Below are 24,394 nucleotides of genomic sequence, written 5' to 3' on the forward strand. Positions count from 1 at the left end.
GGATGGTAGCCATCAGCTCGGCGCGGGCAGCCGCAACACCAGCCGGGCCCCGCCGAGCGGGCCGGCCTCCATCGCGGCGGTGCCCCCGTGCAACTCGGCCTGTTGGGCCACCAGCGCCAGGCCCAGTCCCGATCCGGACCGTGCCGCGGTCGATCCACGGGAGAACCGCTCGAACACCGCGGCGCGCTCCTCCTCCGGTATCCCCGATCCGTTGTCGTCGACCGTGATCTGCACACCTTCGCCGGAAGCCTCTGCGCCCAACCGGATTTCGGTGGCACCGCCGTGCTTGATCGCGTTCGTGATCGCGTTGTCGACGACGAGTCGCAGCCCGGCGGGCAGTCCGACCATGAGCACCGTCCTCGACGACGACAGCGACACCTTCAGCCCGGGATAGTTGCGCATCGCGTCGTGGGCGGCCCGGTCCAGCAGCTCGGTGATGTCGACCGGCACGAAGTCGTCGACAGTGGTCAGTTCGCCCTGCGCGAGTCGCTCCAACGCCGTGAGCGTCGCCTCGATCCGACTCTGCGTGCGCATCACGTCGGCGATCACCTCCTGGCGTTGCTCGTCGCGCATCTGCAGCGTGGACAGCACCTCGAGATTGGTGCGCATGGCCGTCAGCGGCGTGCGGAGTTCATGCGAAGCCACCGCGGCGAAGTCACGTGCCGACTCCAGTGCCGCCCTCGTTCGCTGTTGCTCGTCGCCGATACGCGCGAGCATGCCCTCGACGGCCTCGGCGATCTCGACCGCCTCCTGGACGCCGCGCACTTGAACCTCGTCGGGTTTGGATTGCGCGTTGATGGCGCGCGCCTGCTGGGCGAGCAAGCGGAACGGGTTGATCATGATCGACCACATCACCCAGCCGACCAGGATTGTGCCGACGATGACGCCGCCGCAGATCAGCAGCACCCTGCGGTGCAGTTCGTCGATGCGGTGCTGCGTCTCGGCGAGCGGCGCGCCGATCGCGATCAACGCCTCACCGGCGGTGAAGGTGCGGACCCGGTACTCGACGCCGTCGATGGTGGTGTCGGCGTAGCCGACGGGGAACTCCGGCAGCACGATGTTCTCCGGGATGGAAACGGTGAAGCCGTCGACGCGGGCGGTCCGGACCAGCCCACCGTCCGGGATCGGCAGGTTGAGGTCGGCCTGTTGTGCGGTGCGCAGCAGCTCGCTGATGTCGCCGAGGCTGCTCACCGAATCGAGGCGACGATCCAACTGGCTGTACTGGTCGTTGGTGACGCCGAACCACACCCAGGCGCCAAGCGTGATCACCAGCGCCACGACCGACAGCGCCGCGACGATCACGATGATGCGTAGCGACATCACCCGGGTCAGCAGCGCGAACAGGCGCCCACCAAGTTGCACGATCAGCAACGATAGGACGTATCAGACCCGCCGCGGCAGTTGCGCGCCGATCAACGGCGCGATCTTTTCCGCCATGTAGGTGTGACCCGCGTCGGTGGGGTGCACGCCGTCGGCGCCGATCAGCTCGGGCCTGTCGACGAACCAGCGCAGGGCGATCGGGTCGACGAACGTTGCGCCCGCCAAGTCCGCCTGGTATTTGAGGGTGTCGCGGATGCGCACCACGGTGGCCGGTACGTCGGCGGTCGGCCAGGGCGGCCCGATCACCAGAAAGAGGGCCGACGGCGCGATGCGCCGTGCCAGCACGAACGTCCCGTAAACCAGGACCGACAGCTGCGCGGGGTCGACGTTCTGGTCGTTGCGCGAGCCGTAGAACACCACGAGCGTGTCGTCGGGCTTCACCGTTGCCGCGGTCAGATCCTCGAAGATGCTGCCCCGGTTGCCGCGGGTGCCGTAGCCCGCTCCGCCCTCTGCGCCGACGTCGGCTGTCGTGGACAGCCCCTGCTCCGCCAAGATCTGCCAGGCCTGGGTGGTCCAGGATTTTTCGCCGACCCCGCCCTCCGGGCCTCCGGTCGTGTAGGAGTCGCCGATCACCGCGATGCGATTGACCGCGAACGCGAGCGGGTCGATGTCCTTGTGCTGCATCAGCTTCGACTGCTGACAACCGGTGACGACCAGGATCGCAACCGCGATCGCAATGGTCAGCACGCTTCTGACCGCGTGGGCGTAGGACCGCGACGGCGTCGGCCCGGTCAGCCTGCGCGGGCGGCCATCACCTCTGACCGTTCGCGCGGCCGATACACGGTGTGCAATCTGCCCGGTGCCTCCGAACTCGGTGCGGTGGGACCGTTCATCATGCTGCGCATCCATTTCCGGGCAGGCTCCTCGACGAAGTGGTACAGCATGACCGCGCCGATCAGCGCGGTGCCAAGCAAGGCAACCATTATGAGCTTGCCCGTGACGTCCGATGACAGTCGCAGCCCGAATTGGTCCACCATCCAGTTCCAGGTGGTGTGCACCAGCTCGTGAACCATGTACAGGCTGAAGGAGACGTGCCCGAGGTACACCACCGGTCGGCGCGACAACAGCCACGGCACGGAGCCGGCCCCGATGGCCAGTGTCAACAGCAAGGGCACGAACAGCACATCGACCAGACCGGCGCCATCGACGATCTTCGGCAACGGATGCGCGTCGAGCCGGTAGAGGATCACGACGATCGCGGCGCCCAGGAGAAGTGCGGCGTATCCGGCGGCACGCCGAGCCTGGTCGCTCGGATCGAGCTTGCGGACCGCCGCGCAGATGAGCGCGCCCGCGGTGAACTGCATGACGATCCGCGGCAACCAACTCCACGGCGTATAGAACTGTCCGGTCGCCAGCAACAGCAGGATCGGGGGCATCACGGCCACGAACGCCAGCGCGATCAGCCCTCGCGCCCGTGTTGACCGCGCGATGCGGAAGATCACCAGGATCAGCACGCCGAACAACAGGTAGGCCAGCCACTCCGCGCTGATCGACCATGCGGGCCCGTCCCAGCTGGAGCCATCGAAGTAAGGGACAAACCACAGTTGGATCATCAGCGCCTGGCGCAGGTAGTTCGTCGCCGTCAGCGTCTCGGCCGCCGGCGACGGCACGTGCCCCACCTGCAGCGTGAAGATGATCCACAGCGCCGCCAGATGCATCGTCACCAGATACACCGGCCAGACCCGGGCCAGCCGCAGCCACAGGAACCGCAGGGTCGCCCGCCATTCGAACGACGGACCCATGCGTTCGAGGTAGTTGTAGGTCAGGACGAACCCGCTGAGCATGAAAAACAGGTCCACACCCTGCGCACCGCAGTTGAGCAGTGGGGCGAACGCCGAGCGGAATCCCGGGACCGCCTGTTCCAACAACGGGCGGAAGTGAAACAGCACCACCCATACGGCGGCGACGATGCGCAGGCCGGAAAGGGCTTTGATTTCTCCGGTGCGCACAACACTCTCTTCGCGGAAGTCCGTAGCTTTTCGTTCGGGTATCGCTTGACGTGATCTGCCGGACGGTCCGCCTCCCCTGGCCGCAGACCCGGCAGCTTCCGAAGGGTACCAGCGCGACCGGGCGTCGATCATGTTCGAAAATCGAGGTCGACGCGCCGTGCGACATCCAAAAACCTTGGTAACGAGGCGCTTCGGTGACGACAGCAACCTCATCGAAATTCCGCACGACACGCCGTCGGACAAAGTCTTGACTGATTCCAGAAAGCGGAGCATCCTGGCAGCGTGTCCGCAACGCCTGATTACGCCGATCGGCTGCGCGCTGCCGATCTGCGTGTGACCCGCCCGCGGCTCGCGGTGCTGGAGGCGGTTTACGGCAATCCCCACGCCGACACCGAGACGATCTTCGGGGCGGTGCGGCGCGCCCTCCCCGACGTCTCACGGCAGGCGGTTTACGACGTGCTCGCCGCGCTCACCAGTGCCGGCCTCGTGCGACGCATCCAGCCGTCCGGTTCGGTGGCCCGCTACGAATCGCGTGTCGGCGACAACCATCACCACGTGGTGTGCCGGTCATGCGGGGTCATCGCCGACATCGATTGCGCCGTCGGTGAAGCGCCCTGCCTGACGCCGTCGGATCCCGACGGCGCCCTGGACGGTTTCGTGCTCGACGAGGCCGAGGTCATCTACTGGGGCCTGTGCCCTGACTGCCTGGTATCGCAAGTTTCCCGATCACACCCGTGATCACAGCCCAAACAACCCACCGGAAGGAACGCTGTGTCATCTGATACATCCGACGCTCGCCCGCCTCACGACGATTCCAAGACGGCAAGTCATAGCGAGAGCGAGAACCCGGCTATCGATTCCCCGAAGCCGAAGACGCACGCTCCGCTGACCAACCGGGATTGGTGGCCCGACCAGGTTGACGTGTCGGTGCTGCACAAGCAGAACGAAAAGGGCAACCCGCTCGGCCAGGACTTCGACTACGCCGAGGAGTTCAAGAAACTCGACCTCGAGGCGTTCAAGGCCGACGTCCACAAGCTGATCACCACCTCGCAGGACTGGTGGCCCGCCGACTACGGCAGCTACGCCGGGCTGTTCATCCGCATGAGCTGGCACGCCGCAGGCACCTACCGCATCTTCGACGGACGCGGTGGCGCCGGCCAGGGTGCGCAGCGCTTTGCGCCGCTGAACAGCTGGCCGGACAACGCGAACCTGGACAAGGCTCGCCGCTTGCTGTGGCCGATCAAGCAGAAGTACGGCAACAAGATCTCCTGGGCCGACCTCATCGCCTATGCGGGCAACGCCGCACTCGAGGTCTCGGGTTTCAAGACCAAGGGCTTCGCGTTCGGTCGCGAGGACATCTGGGAGCCCGAGGAGATGCTGTGGGGCCAGGAGGACACCTGGCTGGGCACGGACCAGCGCTACGGCGGCACCAACGACTCGGACCGCAAGCTGGCCGAGCCGTTCGGCGCGACGACCATGGGTCTGATCTACGTCAACCCGGAAGGCCCCGAGGGTAAGCCGGATCCGTTGGCCGCGGCCCACGACATCCGCGAGACCTTCGGCCGCATGGCGATGAACGACGAGGAGACCGCCGCGCTGATCGTCGGTGGCCACACCCTCGGCAAGACCCACGGCGCCGGCGACGGCGACCTGGTCGGACCCGAGCCGGAGGGCGCCCCGATCGAGCAGCAGGGTCTGGGCTGGAAGTGCGCGTTCGCGTCCGGCAAGGCCGGCGACACGATCACCAGCGGACTCGAGGTGGTCTGGACCCCGACCCCGACCCAGTGGGGCAACGGGTACCTGCAGAACCTCTACGGCTACGAGTGGGAGCTGACCAAGAGCCCCGGTGGCGCTTGGCAATTCGAGGCCAAGGACGCCGAGGCGATCATCCCCGATCCGTTCGGTGGCCCGCCGCGCAAGCCGACGATGTTGGTCACCGACATCTCGATGCGGGAAGACCCGATCTACGGCCAGATCACGCGTCGCTGGTTGGACCATCCCGAGGAGATGGACGAGGCCTTCGCCAAGGCCTGGTTCAAGCTGATGCACCGCGACATGGGACCCGTCAGCCGCTACCTGGGCCCCTGGATCCCCGAGCAGGAGATCTGGCAGGACCCGGTGCCGGCGGTGGACCACGAGTTGGTCGACGAGTCCGACATCGCCCAACTCAAGAGCAAGCTGCTCGACTCGGGCCTGAGCGTGCAACAACTGATCAAAACCGCGTGGTCGTCGGCGTCGAGCTTCCGCGGCACCGACAAGCGCGGTGGTGCCAACGGCGCCAGGATCCGGTTGGAGCCGCAGAAGAACTGGGAGGCCAACGAGCCCACCGAGCTGGCGCAGGTGCTGCCGGTGCTCGAGCGCATCCAGCAGGAGTTCAACAGCTCGGCGAGCGGCGGCAAGAAGGTCTCGCTGGCCGACATCATCGTGCTGGGCGGCTCGGCGGCGGTCGAGAAGGCTGCGCGTGACGCAGGTTTCGAGATCGACGTGCACTTCGCGCCGGGGCGCACCGACGCCACGCAGGAGAACACCGACGTCGATTCGTTCGCGGTTCTCGAGCCGCGGGCCGACGGCTTCCGCAACTTCGCGCGGGCTGGTGAGAAGGCGCCGCTGGAGCAGCTTCTGGTCGAGCGCGCCTACATGCTCGATCTGTCCGCTCCGGAACTGGCGGTGCTGATCGCCGGGCTGCGGGTGCTGAACGTCAACCATGGCGGCAGCAAGCACGGGGTGTTCACCGACAGGCCGGGTGTGCTGAGCAACGACTTCTTCACCAACCTGCTCGACATGAGCACGGAGTGGAAGCCGTCGGAGACCACCGAGAACGTCTACGAGGGACGCGACCGCTCCTCGGGCGCGCTCAAGTGGACCGCGACCGCCAACGACCTGGTGTTCGGATCGAACTCGGTGCTTCGCGGCATCGCGGAGGTCTACGCGCAGGAAGACAGCAAGGACAAGTTCGTCGAGGACTTCGTCGCTGCCTGGGTGAAGGTCATGAACAACGATCGGTTCGATCTGGATTAACAGGCGAGTCTGATCGCACAATAACGAGATGCGACACCCCGCGGGCTCATCGGGCTCGCGGGGTGTCGTGCTGTCTGCCCCGTTTCTGTTGTTGTCGATCCGCGGCGAGGACGAGGCCGCCGAGGACGAGTACCGGGCGATGATGCGGTTCGCCAGCCTCGACGAGTCCGGCATGCGGCGCATCCGGTTGACCCACGAAGCTCTGGGCCACATCGATCTCGAGGACTTGTCGGGAGTGATCCTCGGCGGCGGGCCCTACAACGTCAGCGATCCCGCCGAGGTGAAGTCGCAGACGCAGCGGCGCGTCGAGTCGGAGCTTCTGGAACTCATCGCCCGCATCGTCGATCGCGACTTCCCTTTCCTCGGTTGCTGTTACGGCGTGGGCACGCTCGGAACGGTCATCGGCGCGACGGTGGACCGGACTCATCCGGAGCCGGTCGGCGGGCTCACCGTCACCGTCACTTCCGCGGGCCGCGATGACGACCTCTTCGCCGAGGTGCCCGATGTGTTCGACGCCTACGGGGGGCATCGCGAGGGCGCGACCGAACTGCCGACCGGCGTCGTACGCCTGGCGACGTCGCCGGTTTGCCCGGTGCAGGCTTTCCGGGTCGGCCGTCATGTGTATGCCACGCAGTTTCATCCCGAACTGGATCTCGATGGCCTGATCACCCGCATCGATGCCTACAAGGACTACGGGTACTTTCCGCCCGAGTCCGCCGAGGTGCTGAAATCAGCTGTGCGGCAATGGGATGTCCGATATCCCCAGACCATCCTGCGCCGGTTCGTGGAACGGTATGCGCGCTGACGGTTGGTCTTCGGGCTTGTGGGGCACTCCAGGGTGATGCATACCGTCGAGTACTCCCCCGGCCGGTCCGCAGACGTCTTCGGTGATCCGGCGCAACCGACAGTCCTGATGTGGCACGGCGCCCAGACCGATTCGCGCACCGCAATGCGACCGCTGGCCGAACGGGTGCACGCCCACGGGTTCGCGGTCGTGCTCGCCGACTGGGACTCACACGCCGACGACCGTGGTCGTGCCGACCTGCTGGCCTCGGCCTCACATGCCAGGACGCGCGCCGGCGACGCGCCGTTGGTGGTCGTGGGATGGTCCATGGGAGGCCTGGCGGCGGCGGGCCTTGCGATCCACGCCCGTGAGTTCGGCGCCGCGCATACCGTGTGCCTGGCGGGCGCATTCATGGTCGCGGACCCTCTCAGCGGCGCGCCGTTGGCGAGTTCGTTGGACGGTGATGCCGCGGCGTTCACGCTGTTGCACGGTGCTCACGACGACGTCGTCCCCGCCGAGGTGAGCCGCAAATTCGCCGAGACGCTCTCGGACGCGGGTTGGCCGGTCTCGTGCGTCGTGCTCGAGGCCGATCACGGGTCGATCGCGGGTGCGACGTATGACCCTGCCGCCGACCGGTATTCGGCCGCGACCGACGAGGCATCGCTGTCGGTCGCTGCGGATGTGGCGGCGCGGATCGCCGAGGTGCTCTGATCGCCGCAGCGCGGATCAGCAGCCCGGCGGTTTCCAGCCTCGCATCGCGGCGTTCATCTGTTCGTCGTCCAGCGCGTCGACCGCGAGACGCTCCTGACCCGGCCGCCGCCGAATGCCGTCGAGCATGATCGCGATGTAACGACGCCACAGGTCGGGTTTGACGGGACCCGCCCACTCGCTGACGGTGCCGGCGAGCAGGCTGACGATCGGCATGTCCGTCGATTCGATATCCGGTCTGATGTAACCGTCCTCGCGGGCGCGCTCGACGAGCCTGGAGATCGGCGGGGTGAGGCGCAGCCGTACCCGCTCGACGCCGCTGTGGTCGTACGCGGTGCTGAAGACCATCTCGCGCAACCCGCGATCGGTGGCGGTCAGCTCGCACAGCTGCTCGACGAACCATACGAAACCCGACCACGAATCCTCTTGCTGCAGTGCTCTTTCCGCGAGGCAGACCACCTCGTCGATCGCATCCTCGAAAACAGCCTCGACCAGTTGCTCCTTGCAGGGAAAGCGGCGGTAGACGGTCCCCACCCCGAGGTTCGCGTGCTTGGCGACATCGTTGAGCGTCGCTTCGAGCCCTCTTTGCGCGAACAGATCGCGCGCCGCGGCGAGCACGCGCTGACGGTTGCGCTCGGCATCCTTGCGCAGACCTCGGCACGGCTTGTCAACCATGATTGCAGCCTAAGTGATCTTTGTTACGCCCGTCCATAACCGGATTGACTCTATCCACTTTCGGGTTTTAGGTTGGCTATCTAACTCAGTGGCCCTACGGCCCGACCGAAATGATCGCCCTGCGAAAGGCTCGACCGTGACTGCCGCATTCGAGCATGTCGAAAACGATGTGGACTCAATGAACCAGCGGGTCAAGGGAATTGGTCAGTCGCTGTGATCGCCGTGGTGAAGCGGGTGTGGCTGCCAGTGCTCATCGCGGTGGCCGTCACGGTCGGAGCCGTCACCGTCGCACACCTGCGATCCAGGTTCGGCACGGACGGCGCGCTGGTGACGCCCGTCGGCTCCGACACCGCCGACAACTTCAACCCCAAGGTCGTGGTGTACGAGGTGTTCGGCACCGCAAGCACAGCGGTCATCAACTACACCGACCTCGATGGGTTGCCGCAGCGGACGGCCGAAGTGGGCCTGCCATGGACGTTGCGGCTGGAGACCACCGTGCCGTCGGTGATGCCGAACCTCGTCGCCCAGGGCGACGGTGACTCGATCGGCTGCCGCGTCACCGTCGACGACGAGGTGAAAGACGAGAGGACAGCGCACGGCGTGAACGCAGCGACCTACTGCCTGGTGAAGGCGGCATGAGCACGGTCGGCGAAGACACCCCCACTGACGCGATTCCGCGGTCGCGCCACCATAAGCGCCCGGGGATCGCGAAGTTCATTCGCACGTTCGCGGTTCCGATCGTCGTCGCCTGGGTGGTGATCGTCGGGTTGCTGAACACCGTCGTTCCGCAACTCGAAGACGTCGGCGAACTGCGCGCCGCGGCGATGAGCCCGAAGGACGCGCCGTCGTTCCTCGCAACGAAGCGCGTCGGCAAGGTGTTTCAGGAGTACGACACCAGCAGCTCGGTGATGATCGTGCTCGAAGGCGACGACCCCTTGGGCGCCGACGCGCACGTGTACTACGACGACCTCGTTCGTAAGCTGCGCTCGGACAAGAAGCATGTCCAGCACGTTCAGGATTTCTGGGGCGACACACTGACCGCCTCCGGCGCGCAGAGCGTCGACGGCAAGGCCGCCTACGTGCAGGTGTACATCGCCGGCGACCAAGGTGAGTCGCTCGCGAACGAGTCGGTGAACGCCGTACGCACCCTGATCGATGAGTCCAAGCCGCCTCCCGGCGTGGCCGCGTATGTGACTGGGCCGGCAGCGACCTCGACCGATCAGCGTGAGATCGGCGACGCGAGTATGAAAACCATTGAGGCCCTGACCTTCGCGATCATCATCGTGATGCTGCTGCTCGTCTACCGGTCGGTGGTGACGGTGGTCATCACGATGAGCATGGTCGTGGTGGGTCTCATGTCCGCTCGTGGCATCGTCGCCTTCCTCGGCTATCACGAGATTTTCGGGCTGACCACGTTCGCGGCCAACATGGTGGTCACCCTGGCGATTGCCGCGGCCACCGATTACGCGATCTTCCTCATCGGCCGTTATCAGGAGGCGCGGCGCAACGGCGAGGACCGGGAATCGGCGTATTACACGATGTTCCACGGCACCGCGCACGTCGTGTTGGCCTCGGGTCTGACCATCGCCGGCGCGTCGTTGTGCCTGCATTTCACCCGGCTGCCCTACTTCCAGACGATGGGCTTCCCGCTGTCGATCGGCATGACGATTGTGGTGGCCGCCGGCCTCACGCTCGGACCGGCCGTGATCTCGATTGTCACGCGCTTCGGCAACATCCTCGAACCCAAGCGGTGGAAGCGGGCGCGCGGATGGCGGCGCATCGGTGCGGCAACGGTGCGGTGGCCGGGTGCCGTCCTCGTGATGGCCGTTGTGCTCGCGCTGGTCGGCCTGCTTGCCCTGCCCGGCTATCACACCACCTACAACGATCGCCTTTATCTCCCCGATGACGTGCCTGCCAACGTCGGTTATGCCGCAGCGGACCGGCACTTCTCCGACGCCAAGATGAATCCGGAGTTGATCATGGTGGAAGCCGACCATGATCTGCGGAACCCGGCCGACTTCCTAGTGATCGACAAGATCGCCAAGGCGATGGTTCGAGTGCACGGCATCGCGCAAGTCCAGACGATCACCCGCCCGGACGGCAAACCGATCGAGCATGCATCGCTGGCGTACACCATCAGCCAAAGCGGCACAACGCAACTGATGAACAACGACAACCAGCAGGACGTCCTGGCCAACATCCTCAAACAGGCGGACGACCTGCAGGTGAGCATCGACTCGATGACCGAGATGTACGACGTCAGCCTGCAGTTGGCCGACGTCAGTCGGCGGATGGCCGACAAGATGAAGAACACCTCGATGAACCTCAACGAGGTCCGCGACCACCTCGCCGACTTCGACGACCAGTTCCGTCCGCTGCGCAACTACTTCTACTGGGAGCCGCACTGCTTCAACATTCCGATGTGCTGGGCTCTGCGCTCCATCTTCGACAGTCTCGACGGGGTGAGCCAGATGTCGCTGGACTTCCAGGACATCGTTCCGGACATGGAGCGCATGGCCGACCTGACGCCTCGGATGGCGGCGGTGATGCCCGCGCAGATCCAGACGCTGAAGAACCAGAAACAGTTGATACTCAACCAGTATCAGGCGCAGAAGGCGCAGCAGGATCAGGCGATGGCCCTGCAGGACAACGCCACTGCGATGGGGCAGGCATTCGACCAAGCGCGTAACGACGACACCTTCTACCTCCCGCCCGAGGCCTTTGAGACCGCAGATTTCAAGCGTGGGATCAAACTGTTCCTGTCACCCGACGGACATGCGGTCAGGTTCACCGTGTTCCATCAGGGTGACCCGCTGAGCGAAGAAGGCACGTCACATATCGAGCCGCTGCGCATCGCGGCGGCGGATGCGATCAAGGGCACCCCGCTCGAAGGATCGACCGTCTACGTCGGAGGTAGCGCCGCCACGTACAAGGACATGCAGCAGGGCGCCGACTACGACCTGCTGATCGCGGCAACCGCGGCGCTCATCCTGATCTTCATCATCATGGTGGTGCTCACCCGGGCCATCGCGGCCGCCGCGGTCATCGTAGGGACGGTGGTACTCAGCCTCGGCACATCGTTCGGGCTGTCAGTGCTGTTGTGGCAGCACATCATTGGAATTCCGCTGCATTGGATGGTGCTGCCGCTGTCGGTCATCGTGCTGCTCGCGGTCGGCGCCGACTACAACCTCCTGCTGGTGTCTCGAATGAAGGAAGAGATACACGCTGGCCTGAACACCGGGATCATCCGGTCGATGGCGGGCACGGGATCGGTGGTCACCTCGGCGGGCCTGGTGTTCGCGTTCACCATGGCCGGAATGGCGGTCAGCAAGATGATCGTCATCGGCCAGGTCGGCACGACCATCGGCCTGGGGTTGCTGTTCGACACTCTGGTCGTGCGTTCGCTGATGACGCCGTCGTTCGCTGCCCTGCTCGGCCGCTGGTTCTGGTGGCCGCAGCGCGTGCGGCAGCGCCCCGTGCCGCAGCCATGGCCGCGCGGCGACGCTCATGCCGAAACCGCGGGCGACGACGTGACCTTCGCGCGCTGACCGGGAGGTGTGGGATCACTCCGCGGTGTCGATGCGGTGCGCCCACTTCAGGTGGCCGCCACCCATGTCGGTGCACACGAACGCCACCCCGTCGGAGCCTTGAGCCGAGGCGTTCGGTTGGGCGCAGTCCATCGCGACGTTGTGGATACCGATGAGGGGCCCGGCGGGTGTCCACACGCCTACCCGGTTGCAGACGAATGTCGCGCCGTCGGGGCCGAGCCCGTAGTTGAAGTACTTGCCGGGCCGGCACGGCGCTCCCCCGATGACGTTGCGGGCGACGTTGGGCACGCAATCGGCGGAGTAGCAGACCGCCGACGCGTCCGGAGCGAAGGCGATCAGCCCGGCGGCTGCCGTCAGGGCGGCGGTCAGAGCGGCGACGTGTGGACGCACCATGTTCCGATGGTGACATCCCGCCGCGGTGTTTTCCGGGGAATCGCTTGACCTCAACAGTGGTTCAGGTCGCAGAGTCGGTACATGGCTAGCTCAACGACACAGGAACTGACCCGACTGCGCGACGACTTGTGGCAGACCCGGATGGATACGCCGTTTCCCGGCCTCACCACGCACGCGTATCTGTGGCGCGGGCCGCGTGGCAACGTGCTGTTCTACAGTCCGGCCACCGAAGCCGATTTCGATGCGATCGACGCGCTCGGCGGGGTCAGCGCGCAGTATCTGTCGCATCTCGACGAGGCCGGGCCGAACCTGGCCCGGATCGCGGATCGGTTCGGGCGCCGGTTGCACGCGCCGTCCGCGGAGCTTGAAGCCATTACCAAGCACGGCTACGTCGACGTGGTCATCGGTGATGTGCGGGACGTCGACGACAATGGTGTCGAATCGCTTCCCACCCCGGGGCATTCGCCCGGCAGCACAAGCTATCTCGTGACCGGAGTGACCGGCGAGCGATACCTGTTCACCGGCGACACGATGTTCCCTACGGGTTCGGGCACGTGGGCGACGTTCCTGGTGCCGGGCCGCGGCGACGCCGGTCAGCTGCGCGCGAGTGTGGAGTTGTTAGGCACCGTCGACCCGGACCTCGTGATCTCCAGCGCGTTCGGTGGTGAGACGGCGTGGGCGGTGGTCGATTCCCGGTCGTGGGCCGAGTGCGTGGCGCAGGCGCTGGCGACCGTGCCGTCGTAGCGGTTTCGTTTGTGAAACTGACGACGCTTTTCGCGAAATTGCGTCGCTGGTTTCACAGATGGCTGTGGTGTGTCACTCCCCTGTCAACGCATCGTCGTGCCCGGCCTCGAGTCGCGGCCAGTGAGGGATCGGTCGTCCGTTGCTGCGCATGGGTTGAAGGTCGTCTGCGAGCGGATATATCGGCCAGCCCGCCGGCGATTCCTCCCACGCTTCCTGACGTCCGTACACGGTGAGATCCATCAGCGCGAGGCTGTAGTCCATGACTTCGACGCCGCGGCGAGTCGTCCAGTAGGTCTCGAAGACGCGGTCACCGTCGCGCAGATAGCAGACCAGATGCATGAGGTTCTTCTGGCGACCGACTAGCAGGGTCTCGAGCGAGTCCTGCGCGGAATACCACGGCATCTGCCACCCCATGAAGTCGCGGTAGCGTCGGCTTTCGTCGTAGGGCCCTTGGCAGAACACCGCGTATGTGATGTCTCGCGAGTGAAGGTAGGACAGCTCGGCGACCTGGCTGGCGCACCACGTGCAGCCCTCGCACTGCTCGGGCGCAGGGTGGCCGGGGTGCCACATGAAGTAGTAGGCAATTAGCTGGGAGCGCCCCTCGAACGCGTCGAGCAAGGTGAGCGGTCCGCGTGGACCGATAAGGGTTGTGGTGCCGTCGATTTCGACCATCGGAAGGCGCCGGCGGGCGGCGGCTATGGCGTCACCTTCGCGGGTGTGGGCCTTCTCCCGGATCCGCAGCGCGTCGATCTCGGCCTGCCACGCCGCGCGGTCGACGACGGCGGGCTTCGCGGTCACGACGCCGCCTCCAATTCGCTCTTGAGGTTGGCCAGCTTCCACGGCCATCCGCCGGAGATCAAGCCGCGCACAGTGCTTTCCGGCGGGAAGTCGTCGTGCACGACCGTCAGCTTCACCTGACCGTCCTCAACCGGTTCGATGTCGAAGGTGACCTTCGACCTGCGCTCGGTCGCAGCCTTCTTCACGACGTCTTCGTCGAGCCCCAGTGTCACCAGTTCGGGTACGAAGGTGTGGAAGGTGAACGCGAGCCTGCGGAACGGCTCCGACTCGAGAATCACCTGCTCCGAATCCTTGATCTCCAGGCCGCTGCAGTCGGACCACACGTATTCCGAACCCTTTTTGAAGTCCGATACCAATGCATGGCCCATGTACCGATTGGAGAAGGCGGGGTCGGTGATCGCCCGCCACAGGCGTTCGGGCGTGGTGCGGATGTAGGTGACGTAGACGAACTCGCTGCTGCTCATCGGGTGAATCTCCAATGCTGTCTTGAGGTCCGCGAGCGTCTGCACGCGCGCGCGGTCGTATCGATTGATCCAGCGGTCGGCGATCGCGTTGATCGGTTCTGCGTTGAGGTAGTGCAGCTTCTCCCGCCCCCGCCACACAGTGGTGATGAGGTTGGCCGCCTCGAGCACGGCGAGGTGCTTGCTCACCGACTGGCGAGCCATCGACAGTCCCGAGCACAGATCCCGCAACGATTGCCCGTTGCGGTCGTTGAGGCTGTCGAGAAGCAAGCGCCGGTTCGGATCGGCCAGCGCTCTGAAAACGTCGTCCATTCCTGCCGCCTGGTTATATGCAGCCGTTTAGCTGCATGTCCGACAATAGGCAGCCATACGGCTGCCTGTCAATGGTCAGGACGTCATCAGCCGTCACCGAACGTGCACTCAGCGCGAAAATTAGCGGCGAATTCCGATCTCACCGCACGTTCGGCGCGGCTAGGCGGATCCGTTGAGCTCTGCAAAGCGTGCCAAGGCCAAGTCGCGCTGGCCTACGTCGAAGGCCTCCAACCGAGTGACGCAATCTTCTTCGAAGAGGATCAGGGTGATCGCGGGAAGCTCGATTGCGGTGCCCTCGGTCGTGGTGCCCTTCACGACCAGGTTGCTCACTAGGCCGATGGCCGAGTGCACGATGATCTCGGCGGCTTCGACCCACAGGTCCGGAATGAGCGTTGCCAACGCGCGGATGGAAAGACCGTGAACGTCGATCGTTTCTGCGTCTCCACTCGTCAGTTGCCGGTGATTGACATAGGTGGCGCCAGCTTCACGCGCGGCGATCGCGTCCCAATCGTGTCGGTTATAGGCAGCATTCACCTGACGCGCTGTTTCGATGACCTCCGGATGCGCGACTTCGCCCGAGGCGATCCAGCGGGCATCCAGTTCCGTCATCGCCGCATCGAGCTCATCTGCGTCGAAAACAGCTGAGTAACAGACCAGTCCATCCTCGGTGACTTCGGTGAGCGATAGATCTTCGACGGTGACGGGTTGGCCCGGCGCGTCGGTGTCGCGGAACCAGTCACGACATAGCACGAGATGCTGTCCGCGGATGGCGATCGGTTCGTATGTCCACTGCCAACTATCAGGTGCTTCGGTCAACATGGTGGGAGCGAAATCCTGTTTCAGTAGTCCCTCGTCGCGCAGACCTTTCCGGCAGTCGTTGTATCGCCCGTCCGGGGTGAGAAAGGAACAGAAAGCGTCGAGATCGCGACGACCGAACGCGGCCACCAGATGTGCGCGGGTCCGCGTCGCCGCGTTGGCCAGCCGATGTGCCGAACGGTTGAGCTCGCCGAATCTGGCAAGCGCAGCATCGCGATCCGCCTCATCGAACACCTCGCAGCGGCTGATCGCGTCACCGTCGATGATGAGCAAGACCAGCTCTCGCCATTCACCGTCGAAGCCGGCCTGTGACGTCGCTTTCACGACCTGGGTGACGACCGCTCCGAGAGTGTCAAGCCGATGCACCACCTCGGCGTACGCGTGGATCTGCGGGACGACATCCCACGTGGCATGGACCAGATCGATCTGTTCACCGGGCCCGAACGAGGTGCCGCCGCGGCGGTGGTCGAGGTTCACCCAGTCCGGAGTGGTGCGGAAGAGCTCTTTCCGGTTGAAGGCGGCGTAGCCATCGGCGATCGCTGACCAAGTTCGTGTTTGTGCGGCCGCTTCGCCGGCGAGGTAACGGGTTTCGAGTTCTTCGAAGGCAGCGTCAATGTCATCGCTGTCGAAGTTGACGAAGTCGCCCAGCAAGCCGTCGTCGTTGATCTCGACGACCGTCAGGATATCCACGGTGATTGGTCGGCTCTCTTCGGCTGTGTCGCGATATATCTGACGGGCCAGCGCGAGCCGCGTGCCCCTTATGGCGACCGGCACGACCTCCGTCCGCCATGTCAGCGGTGACTCGAACAACGCGAGGGCAGCCGTTTTGCGTTCCGACGGACCATGCAGAGCCTGCAGACCTTTTCGGCGGTCATCGATGCATCCGGTCGGTGAGGTGAGGGTTAGGAACGCGTCAACGTCATGGTGATTGAAAGCGTCAGCCAGACGCTCCCACATGCGAGTCGCCGTATTCTCCAGCCTCGGCCGCTCCTCGCTGAGTTCGTCGAACCGCGCGAGTGCGGTGTCGAGGTCGTCCTCATCGAAGATTTCGCAGCGCTTTATCGCGTCACCGTCGAATGTGAAGAGGTGAACATCTCGCCACTCCCCGGAGAATCCGTCCTGCGAGACCCCATGCGCTGAGGCCGTTACAAGCGCGCCAAGCTCGCTCAGTCGGTGCACGGCGGCGACAGAGATGGTGAGTTCCGGAGTTGTCTCCCATGCCGCGCGGGTCAGAGCGAACAGGTCACCGGCCGGGGACGTGATCCCTCGGCGGTGGTCAAGGATTTCCCAGTCTGCTGTCAACGAAGACAATTGGTGCCGGGAATACGCGTCGTAGAGCCGTAGGAGAAGTGACCAGGTATGCGAATACGGGGCGGCTTCCCCAGCAAGATAACGTGATTCGAGCTCTTGTGTGGCGCTTGCAGTGTCGGCCGGATCGAACGCCACAATCAGATCAATCAATCCACCGGTGCTCAGCTCCGTTACCACCAGGAGTTCGTTCGTCACTGGTCGCTCGGGCAGGCTTTCGTCAACCCAACACACGCGAAGTAGTGCGAGGCGTGTGCCCCTGACCGCGATGGGCCGGATCTCCATCCGCCAGCCGGGCGGGGCGAGTTCGAACATGAGACGGGAGTGTGCGCGACGATCGGGACCGGCGATCAAAGCTTGCAAGCCTTTCCGGCGATCGTCCACTTGACGCTCAGCGCTGACGAGGTCGAGGTAGCCGTCCAAGTCTCGTCGATTGAACGCATCCGCAACCGAGGCCCATACACGCGTCGCCGCATTTTCAATTCGCGGGGCTCGGCTGAGTTCGTCTAAGCGCGCGAACGCGGCGTCGAGGTCGCCTGCGTCGAACATCTCGAAGCGGTCGGTACGGTCGCCGTCGACCGTGACGAGCGCCAGCTCGCGGTAGTCAAAGGGAAATCCTTTGTCCGAGTGCCCCTTCACCGAATGGTCGATGACCGCTCCAAGCTTTGTGAGCCGGTGCACAGTTGCAATTCGGTACCTGATGTCGGGAGCCATTTCCCATGCCGCGCGCAGATTCGCAATCAGGTCCGCTGCCTCAATGGTGGCGACCAAGCGATGATCTACCCACGCGGGCGGTGTGCCGGGTACCTCGCGGCGGTTGACCATGGCGTAGGACTCTGCAATCGCTGACCATGTCCGCGCATACGGGGCGGCTTCCCCGGCGAGGAAACGTCGGTCGAGCTCTGCATAGGCGGCGTCCGTGTCCTCGGGATCGAAGAATATCGTGTGCAGGTCTTCTTGCTTGTCGGCGACGTCTGTCAGCACTACCAACTCGACTGTGATCGGCCGCGTCGGATCGTCGTTGTCGAGGAACGCTTCTCGGGTCAGCGCTAGACGATCCCCCCTGATCGCGACGGGCTCCACCGTGACTTTCCAGCTCGTCGGTATCTCTGACAGAACCGCATGCGCATACTTCGCATCAGTCACTCCCTCGTCACGCAGCCCTCGACGGCGGTCCTCGTAGCGCCCGACGGCACTTGCGGTAAAGGATTCCGTATCTCGACGGTTGTAAGCATCGGCGACATTGATCCGCACCCGGACGGCGGCGCTGTCGAGCCGCGGCGCCGACTGGCTGAGTTCAGCGATTCTCGCGAGGGCCACATCGATGTCGTCCTCGTCGAACAACTCGCATCGCTCGACCGAAACTCCCGCGAACATCAACAGTTGGATGAATCGCCATTCGGCGTCGAAGCCGTCCCGTGAAGTAGCGCCGACGACGCTCGTCACGAGCACTGCTTCATCGCTGAGGTGATGCACGACTTCGATGTGAGCGGTCAAGTCCGGCGTTACATCCCATACCTCGGGATGGCCCGCGGCGGCGGAGGCTGTGGCTGCGAACGGTGTACCTTTCCGATGGTCAGCGAAGGCCCAACTCCTGTCGAAATGCTCATGGCGGTTGAGGGCGGCATAGCCCTCTGTGACGATGGACCAGGTGCGTGCGTGCGCCGCTGCCTCGCCGGCGGCGTACTTGGCATCGAGCTCCGCGAACGCCACGTCAATGTCGTCGACGTCGAAAACGGTATTCGAAACCAGCCGGTTCGCGGGGTCTGTCTCGATGACCATGAGAGCTTGCGCAACGATCTCGCCGCGCGGCATCTCATCTGCCGCGAAACGACTCAGGACCAACGCAAGGTGTTCACCACGAGTCGCGATGACGGTGAACCCGGCGTTCTTGAATCCGACCTCACCAACCGACTGCATGTTCTCTATGTGTGTGGCGCGGCCTCGCCGAACGCCGGCGTTCACCACCTGGCGCCGGTCGTATGAGGTGAAGTCATCCGTCATCATCAATCGCGTCGCGTCCCAGTCGCGATCCTCAAAGCGCGCCCAAGCGCGAGCTAGAGTGCGGGTGGCGCCGTTCACCGGTCGGTGCGCGGAGTCGCTCAACTCGTCGAATTTCGCGATGGCAGTGTCCAAGTCGGCCTCTTCGAACAGGTCGCAGCGATTCGTGCGACCGGGGCCATTCATCGTCAGGAGGGCGACCATCCGCCACTCGGCGTAGAAACCGTCCGGCGAATCGCCGTACGCCGTATGTGTGATGACGGCACCGCGATCGCTCAATCGATGGACGCACTCGACGTACATCTTGTTGTTCGGTGTGACATCCCACCCTGACTTCAGATATGCGGCAAGGCCATCCCCGGCAAAGGTTTCGCGCACCCGATGATCGGTTGTGACCCAATTCGACAAGCCAGGGACCTCGTGCCGGTTGAACTTGGCGTAGGCGTCCGCGATGCCCGACCAAACCTCGGCGTACCTGGCGGCCTCCCCTGCGAGGTACCGAACGTCGAGTTCCGCGAAGGCGGCGTCGAGGTCATCGGCATCGAGGATGACGAAGGCTGCGATCCGGTCGTCGGTGGAGGACCCGATCAGAACCAGGGCCTCCGTCCGATAGGTGTCGGGTCGCGCATTCCTGCCGCGCAACAGAACTGGAGTGAGCGCGAGGTGCTGACCACGAGTCGCGAGAACGGTCGACGCCACAGTGGTCGTGCCCATATCAGCAGTCGCGCGCAAGTTCGCGATCTCGGCATCCCGCCCCCTCAAGAGGCCCGTGCCGACCACCCGACGGCGATCGTCGTGGCAGAGGCCGTCAACGAAGACTTGCGACATCGCATTCCAGTCGCGCTTGGTGAACAGTTCGCGGAAGCGCTCGTCGAGCCGGGTCGCAGTGTTGGTCAACGTTGGCGTCGATCTGTTCAGCTCTTTGAATCGAGCAACCGCGGCGTCCAGGTCGGTCTCGTCGAACAACTCGACTCGGCTCAACAGATCACCATCGAAGGTCGCAAGCGTGATGACTCGCCATTCGGCGAGGAAGCCTTCCTTTGAAGTACCGGTTGCCACTCGAGTGACGACGGCGCCGAAGTCATTGAGTATGTGCACGGTTTCGATGTAATTGGTGATGTCCGGGGACAATTCCCATGAGGTGCGCACATACGGGAACAGCTGACCCGGCGCGATGGAAGTCCCGCTTCGGTGATCGATGTTGACCCAGTCGAGTGTTGTCGCGGGCAGTTGGTGCCGGTTGAACGCGGCGAATGCCTCTGCCAGAACTGTCCAAGTGCGGCCGTGTGGCGCTGCTTCCCCTGCTCCAAAGCGCGAATCGAGTTCGGCGACCGCGGCATCGAAGTCGTCGCCGTCGAACACCACGGTCGATGTCATGGCTTGCTGTCCTGCGTCCAGTTCGACGAGGTTGAGCACATCGGTGTGGAATCGTTCGCTTCGGATACGGGCCAGGACGAGGCGCTGCCCACGGGTCGCGATGGGGGTCGAGGTGATGTCGCCAGTGCCCACCTCGGCGACTGCCCGCATGTTGGCTACGAAAGCTTCACGGCCGCGACGGGTCCCGTCGTTGATGATGCGTCTGCGGTCCTCGGCGTAGATATCGAGTGCCAGTAACCCCCCTATCGCGGTCCAGTCGCGCTCGTCGAAGCGCCTCCAAAGCTGCTCGACCATCCGATAGGCAGCGTTCACAGACCGGGGCGCGGGACGCGTCAGTTCGTCGAAGCGAGCGAGTGCGTCGTCTAGGTCGGCTAGATCGAACAACTCGCTGCGATTGACGCGGCCACCGTCGACGGTCGAGAGACTCACTTCCCGCCACTCGGCTTGGAAGCCCTCGGTCGACGTTCCTCTGGCGACATACGTGACGACCGCTCCGAGGTCATTGAGCTGATGTACTGCCTCGATGTAAAGCGCCGCGTCAGGCATATCCGCCTGGGCTGCGTTGGTGTACGACGCCATCTCACCGGGTGCGAACGCGACACTGCGTCGATGATCGACGTTCACCCAGTCCGGCGCGAACTCGGGCACCTTGTGCGCGTTCACCGCGGCGAACACGTCGACGATGACCGACCACGTGCGCGCGTACGCGGCGGCTTCGCCAGCAAGATAACGGGATTCGAGCTCTTGGAGCGCAGCATCCATGTCGGAGACATCGAACATGAGACACGTTGACGCCCGATTGGAAGCATCGATTTCAACTATGCCGAGTACGTCGTTGTGGTACGTGTCATCAGCAGTGGAGATGTGGAAGCGACCCAAGGTCAGACGTTCGCCGCGTATGGCAATCACGGTCGATGTGATGGTGGTGAAACCTACCTCGGCTACCGACTGCCAGTCGCCGATGTTGAGGGCGCGCCCGAATCGCAGACCGGCACCCATCACAGGGCGGCGATCGACGGCCGCGACGTCGTCGGCCAGCACTTCCGCCATGGCATCCCAGTCGCGAGCGGCGAAGCACCTTTGAAAGCGGTCGACAGCTCGGCTTGCCATGTTCTCGAGGATGCGCACAGCAGGCCGGTCGAGTTCCTCAAAACGTGCGAGCGCGGCGTCGAGATCCGCCTCGTCGAACAACTCGTTGTGACTGACGAGCCCGTGGTCGACGGTCGAAAGGTTGACACCGCGCCACTCGGTCTGAAAGCCCTGAGCAGAAGTTCCTTTCGCGACGTACGACACGACCGCCCCGCGCGCGTCCAGGCGGTGCACCGCCTCGACGTAGGTCTTCAGGTCGGTCGTGTTTCCTTGAGCGGCGCGGGTGTATGAGCCTAGTTCGCCTCGGTTGACGGCGGCGAATGACTCCGATATCGCTGACCACGTCTGTGCATACGGGGCCGCCTCGCCGGCGAGGTAGCGGGCATCGAGTTCTCGGAAGGCGGCGTCGAGGTCGTCGTCGTCGAAGCAAATCAGGGCCGCGATTCGGGCATCTGGGCCGATCTCAAGCATACCGAGCATCTGCGCCCCGACTTCACCGGGCGGCGTGTTGTTGTTGCTCGTACGGACTCGACTGAGCACGAGACGGTCGCCCCGAGTCGCGAGGATGGTCGCCGCTACATACTGAGCCGCGCCGACCTCGGCCGCTGCCTGGTTATCGGCCAATTGCACATCGCGTCCATGGCGGACACCGGCATTCACGACCCGACGACGATCATCGGTGATCACATCAGCGGCCAATGTCTCCGCCATTGCGGCCCAGTCCCGTGCCCCGAAGCTTGCGCAATAGCGAGCGAGCACCGCGCTCGCAGTGTTCTTCGGGACAGCAGATTGGTTCAACTCCTCGAACCGCGCCAGCGCGACATCGAGATCGGTCTCGTCGAAAAGCTCCGACCGATTGATCGAGTCGCCTTCTACCGTCGACAGTCCGGTCTCTCGCCATTCTGCGGTGAATCCCTCGCGAGACGTCCCCTTGATGACGCGCGTGACCACCGCTCCTGTGTCTGTGAGCCGATGCACGGCCTCTACATAAATCTGGATGTCACTTTCGAGCACGTCCCATGTTGCCTTCAAGAACGGCACCAGTTCGTTCGGCGCGAATGACGTCACCCGCCGGTGGTCGACGTTGACCCAGTCCGGTGTCGTCGATGGCAACTCATGACGCAGCACGGCGGAGTAAGCACCGGCGATGACCGACCACGCATGCGCGTGAGCCGCCGCTTCGCCTGCGAGGTAGCGCCTTTCAAGTTCATCGAAGGCGGCATCGATATCATTGACATCGAACACAACCACTGCCGAAAACCGTCCTTCGTCGTCAACCTCTACGACCTGGAGGAGGTCGGATTGACTCGCCCCCGGATCGGGCCCCGCGGCGTGGAGGTGCAGCAGGACGAGCCGCCCGCCTCGCGTTGCCATCGTGCTCATCGAGAGCTTCGCCCACAATCCGACGTCGACGACCGCGCGGACATCTTCAATCGCATGGTCACGGCCATGTCGTATCCCCGAACTGATGATCCGACGGCGATCATCCAAAAAGTAGTTCTCGGCGAACGACTCCGACATGGCTTTCCAGTCGTCCGCCTGGAAATGCGCCAAGAATTGCTTAGCCGCTCTGCTAGCGGCGTTTTCGAGCTGGAGCTTCGGTTGCTTCAGACTGTCAAACCGCGCGATCGCGGCCTCGAGGTCGGCTTCGTCAAACAGCTCACATCCGCTCACCAGTGAGCCGTCGACCGTCATCAGGTTGAGCATCCGCCACTCAGCCGGGAAGCCGTCAGGCGTTGTTCCGCGCGAGACTTGCGTGCAAAGAGCCCCATGATCATCGAGTCGATGCACTGTCTCGATGTGGCTCTGGAGATCCGGCGTGACATCCCAAATCGAAGCTACGACTACACCCAGATCCGTTCCGGCAAGCGGTGTTCCACGCCGATGATCGATGGTCAGCCAATCCGGCGTCGACGGAGGGACTTCATGCCTAGCCAGACTCGCGAAAACACCCGATATGACCGACCACGTCTGCGCATGACCGGTCGCTTCGCCCGCCATGTACCGAGCGTCGAGCTCATCAAAGGCCCCGTCGAAGTCCTCGGGATCGAATCCCACGTATGCCACGAGGTGACCGTCGTCGTCCACCCCGACGATGTCGAGGGCATCGCTGTGGAGGTCATCGGCAGAGAAGCGGGTACGCCTTAGGGCCAGCCGCTCGCCGCGGATGGCAATGACCGTTGACGAAACGTCCGTGAGGCCGAGGTCGGCCATCGCCTGCAGGTTGGCGATCTCATCATCTTCGCCGCGTATCGAAGGAGCGCTGACGACCTGTCGTCGGTCTTCAATGAGGCTCTCGTCGGTCAGAAACGCCCTCAAGGTGTCCCAGTCACGCCTCGCGAGGTGCACTTGGAATCGTTCTGCCGTCCGGCTCGCGGCATTCTCCAGCCGTGGTCGCGGGTCATTCAGCTCATCGAATTCCGCGAGCGCGATGTCTAAGTCGGCTTCGTCGAATATCTCGCAACGGCTGAGCAACTCGCCCTTGACCGTCAGGAGGTCGATCTCCCGCCACTCCGCGTAAAACCCTTCGCGTGAAGTGCCGCTCACAGCCCTGGTCACGACCGCCCCGAGCTCAGAGATCCTGTGCACCGCTTCGGCGTAGATTCTGACCTCGGGCGTCTCGTCCTGATTCACGCGGATGTAAGCGCCGATCCGACCGGCCGCGATCGGTGCGAACCGTCTGCGGTCGACGTTAACCCACCCGGGGATGGTGGGGGCGAGTTGGTTATGGTTGAGGCCGGCATAGCCCTTCGCGATCACGGTCCACGTCCGTGCACATGGGGCGGCCTCCCCCGCGACGTACCGAGTTTCCAACTCGGCCACCCCAGCTTCGAAATCGTCGGCATCGAAGGTCACGCCTGCGCAGATGCGACCGTCGGTGCCGATCTCGACAAGGCTCAGATCTTCGGCGTAGTAAGGGTCGGGTTTCGCGTCGCTACCCGAGTACCGGGTACGCAACAACGCCAGTCGATCGCCGCGTGTCGCCAGGACAACCGAGCCGATCGTTCTAGCGCCTGTCTCTTATACACATCA

At 64.2% G+C, this 24,394-nt stretch carries 15 protein-coding genes; 7 read left to right on the forward strand and 8 right to left on the reverse strand.

Annotation, left to right across the window (positions count from 1 at the left end):
- Positions 1-12: 12 nt before the first annotated feature.
- From A5752_RS01970 to A5752_RS01980, 3 genes are all read right to left on the reverse strand, one after another.
- Positions 13-1,320: a sensor histidine kinase gene (locus tag A5752_RS01970; RefSeq protein ID WP_082963699.1), complete on the reverse strand. Its 1,308-nt coding sequence runs from the start codon at positions 1,318-1,320 to the stop codon at positions 13-15.
- A 63-nt stretch (positions 1,321-1,383) separates the two neighbouring features.
- Positions 1,384-2,067: an Rv0518 family GDSL lipase gene (locus A5752_RS01975; RefSeq protein ID WP_067081177.1), complete on the reverse strand. Its 684-nt coding sequence runs from the start codon at positions 2,065-2,067 to the stop codon at positions 1,384-1,386.
- Positions 2,068-2,111: 44 nt separating this feature from the next.
- Positions 2,112-3,329, reverse strand: coding sequence for an acyltransferase family protein (locus tag A5752_RS01980; RefSeq protein WP_067081180.1), 1,218 nt, complete (start codon positions 3,327-3,329; stop codon positions 2,112-2,114).
- A 282-nt stretch (positions 3,330-3,611) separates the two neighbouring features.
- Between A5752_RS01980 and A5752_RS01985 the strand changes: the two genes are divergently transcribed.
- From A5752_RS01985 to A5752_RS02000, 4 genes are read left to right on the forward strand one after another with little or no spacing between them, the layout of a single operon-like run.
- Positions 3,612-4,067 (forward strand): Fur family transcriptional regulator, encoded by a 456-nt coding sequence (locus A5752_RS01985; RefSeq protein ID WP_067081183.1) that lies wholly within the window; start codon positions 3,612-3,614, stop codon positions 4,065-4,067.
- 33 nt (positions 4,068-4,100) lie between these two features.
- Positions 4,101-6,347 (forward strand): catalase/peroxidase HPI, encoded by a 2,247-nt coding sequence (gene katG / locus A5752_RS01990; RefSeq protein WP_067081186.1) that lies wholly within the window; start codon positions 4,101-4,103, stop codon positions 6,345-6,347.
- Between the two features lie 28 nt (positions 6,348-6,375).
- On the forward strand, positions 6,376-7,152 hold the full coding sequence (locus A5752_RS01995; protein WP_067081192.1) for a glutamine amidotransferase: 777 nt from the start codon (positions 6,376-6,378) through the stop codon (positions 7,150-7,152).
- Between the two features lie 36 nt (positions 7,153-7,188).
- A complete protein-coding gene (locus A5752_RS02000) occupies positions 7,189-7,842 on the forward strand; it encodes an alpha/beta hydrolase family protein (RefSeq protein WP_067081195.1) in 654 nt (217 codons plus the stop codon).
- A gap of 15 nt (positions 7,843-7,857) precedes the next feature.
- On the opposite strand, the gene A5752_RS02005 is transcribed toward A5752_RS02000, so the two are convergent.
- Positions 7,858-8,514, reverse strand: a complete 657-nt coding sequence (locus A5752_RS02005; RefSeq protein WP_067081200.1) for a TetR/AcrR family transcriptional regulator — start codon at positions 8,512-8,514, stop codon at positions 7,858-7,860.
- Between the two features lie 213 nt (positions 8,515-8,727).
- Here A5752_RS02005 and A5752_RS02010 point away from each other — a divergent pair, with 213 nt between their 5' ends.
- Together A5752_RS02010 and A5752_RS02015 are read left to right on the forward strand one after the other, a co-directional pair.
- Positions 8,728-9,153, forward strand: coding sequence for an MmpS family transport accessory protein (locus A5752_RS02010; RefSeq protein WP_067081203.1), 426 nt, complete (start codon positions 8,728-8,730; stop codon positions 9,151-9,153).
- Positions 9,150-12,062, forward strand: coding sequence for an MMPL/RND family transporter (locus A5752_RS02015; protein WP_067081206.1), 2,913 nt, complete (start codon positions 9,150-9,152; stop codon positions 12,060-12,062). The genes A5752_RS02010 and A5752_RS02015 overlap by 4 nt, the downstream gene beginning before the upstream one ends.
- A 15-nt stretch (positions 12,063-12,077) precedes the next feature.
- On the opposite strand, the gene A5752_RS02020 is transcribed toward A5752_RS02015, so the two are convergent.
- Positions 12,078-12,455 carry a hypothetical protein gene (locus tag A5752_RS02020; protein WP_067081212.1) on the reverse strand — a complete coding sequence of 126 codons (378 nt, stop codon included), beginning with the start codon at positions 12,453-12,455 and terminating at the stop codon, positions 12,078-12,080.
- Positions 12,456-12,536: 81 nt separating this feature from the next.
- Between A5752_RS02020 and A5752_RS02025 the strand changes: the two genes are divergently transcribed.
- Positions 12,537-13,199 carry an MBL fold metallo-hydrolase gene (locus tag A5752_RS02025; protein WP_067081222.1) on the forward strand — a complete coding sequence of 221 codons (663 nt, stop codon included), beginning with the start codon at positions 12,537-12,539 and terminating at the stop codon, positions 13,197-13,199.
- 72 nt (positions 13,200-13,271) lie between these two features.
- Here A5752_RS02025 and A5752_RS02030 read toward each other — a convergent pair whose 3' ends face one another.
- From A5752_RS02030 to A5752_RS02040, 3 genes are all read right to left on the reverse strand, one after another.
- The gene (locus A5752_RS02030; RefSeq protein ID WP_197500520.1) at positions 13,272-13,997 is read right to left on the reverse strand and encodes a DUF899 family protein; all 726 of its coding nucleotides are present in this window, start codon (positions 13,995-13,997) and stop codon (positions 13,272-13,274) included.
- The gene (locus tag A5752_RS02035) at positions 13,994-14,770 is read right to left on the reverse strand and encodes an ArsR/SmtB family transcription factor (protein WP_067081234.1); all 777 of its coding nucleotides are present in this window, start codon (positions 14,768-14,770) and stop codon (positions 13,994-13,996) included. The genes A5752_RS02030 and A5752_RS02035 overlap by 4 nt, the downstream gene beginning before the upstream one ends.
- Before the next feature lie 159 nt (positions 14,771-14,929).
- On the reverse strand, positions 14,930-24,319 hold the full coding sequence (locus tag A5752_RS02040; RefSeq protein WP_156613530.1) for a hypothetical protein: 9,390 nt from the start codon (positions 24,317-24,319) through the stop codon (positions 14,930-14,932).
- Positions 24,320-24,394: the final 75 nt, after the last annotated feature.

This window comes from Mycobacterium sp. 852002-51961_SCH5331710 (assembly GCF_001665535.1).
Taxonomy (GTDB): domain Bacteria; phylum Actinomycetota; class Actinomycetes; order Mycobacteriales; family Mycobacteriaceae; genus Mycobacterium.

Excerpts from the sequence above, each read along its gene's own strand:
- A5752_RS01970 (WP_082963699.1), bottom strand. The coding sequence starts at position 1,320 with ATGTCGCTACGCATCATCGTGATCGTCGCGGCGCTGTCGGTCGTGGCG.
- A5752_RS01995 (WP_067081192.1), top strand. The coding sequence starts at position 6,376 with ATGCGACACCCCGCGGGCTCATCGGGCTCGCGGGGTGTCGTGCTGTCT.
- A5752_RS02000 (WP_067081195.1), top strand. The coding sequence starts at position 7,189 with ATGCATACCGTCGAGTACTCCCCCGGCCGGTCCGCAGACGTCTTCGGT.
- A5752_RS02005 (WP_067081200.1), bottom strand. The coding sequence starts at position 8,514 with ATGGTTGACAAGCCGTGCCGAGGTCTGCGCAAGGATGCCGAGCGCAAC.
- A5752_RS02015 (WP_067081206.1), top strand. The coding sequence starts at position 9,150 with ATGAGCACGGTCGGCGAAGACACCCCCACTGACGCGATTCCGCGGTCG.
- A5752_RS02020 (WP_067081212.1), bottom strand. The coding sequence starts at position 12,455 with ATGGTGCGTCCACACGTCGCCGCTCTGACCGCCGCCCTGACGGCAGCC.
- A5752_RS02025 (WP_067081222.1), top strand. The coding sequence starts at position 12,537 with ATGGCTAGCTCAACGACACAGGAACTGACCCGACTGCGCGACGACTTG.
- A5752_RS02035 (WP_067081234.1), bottom strand. The coding sequence starts at position 14,770 with ATGGACGACGTTTTCAGAGCGCTGGCCGATCCGAACCGGCGCTTGCTT.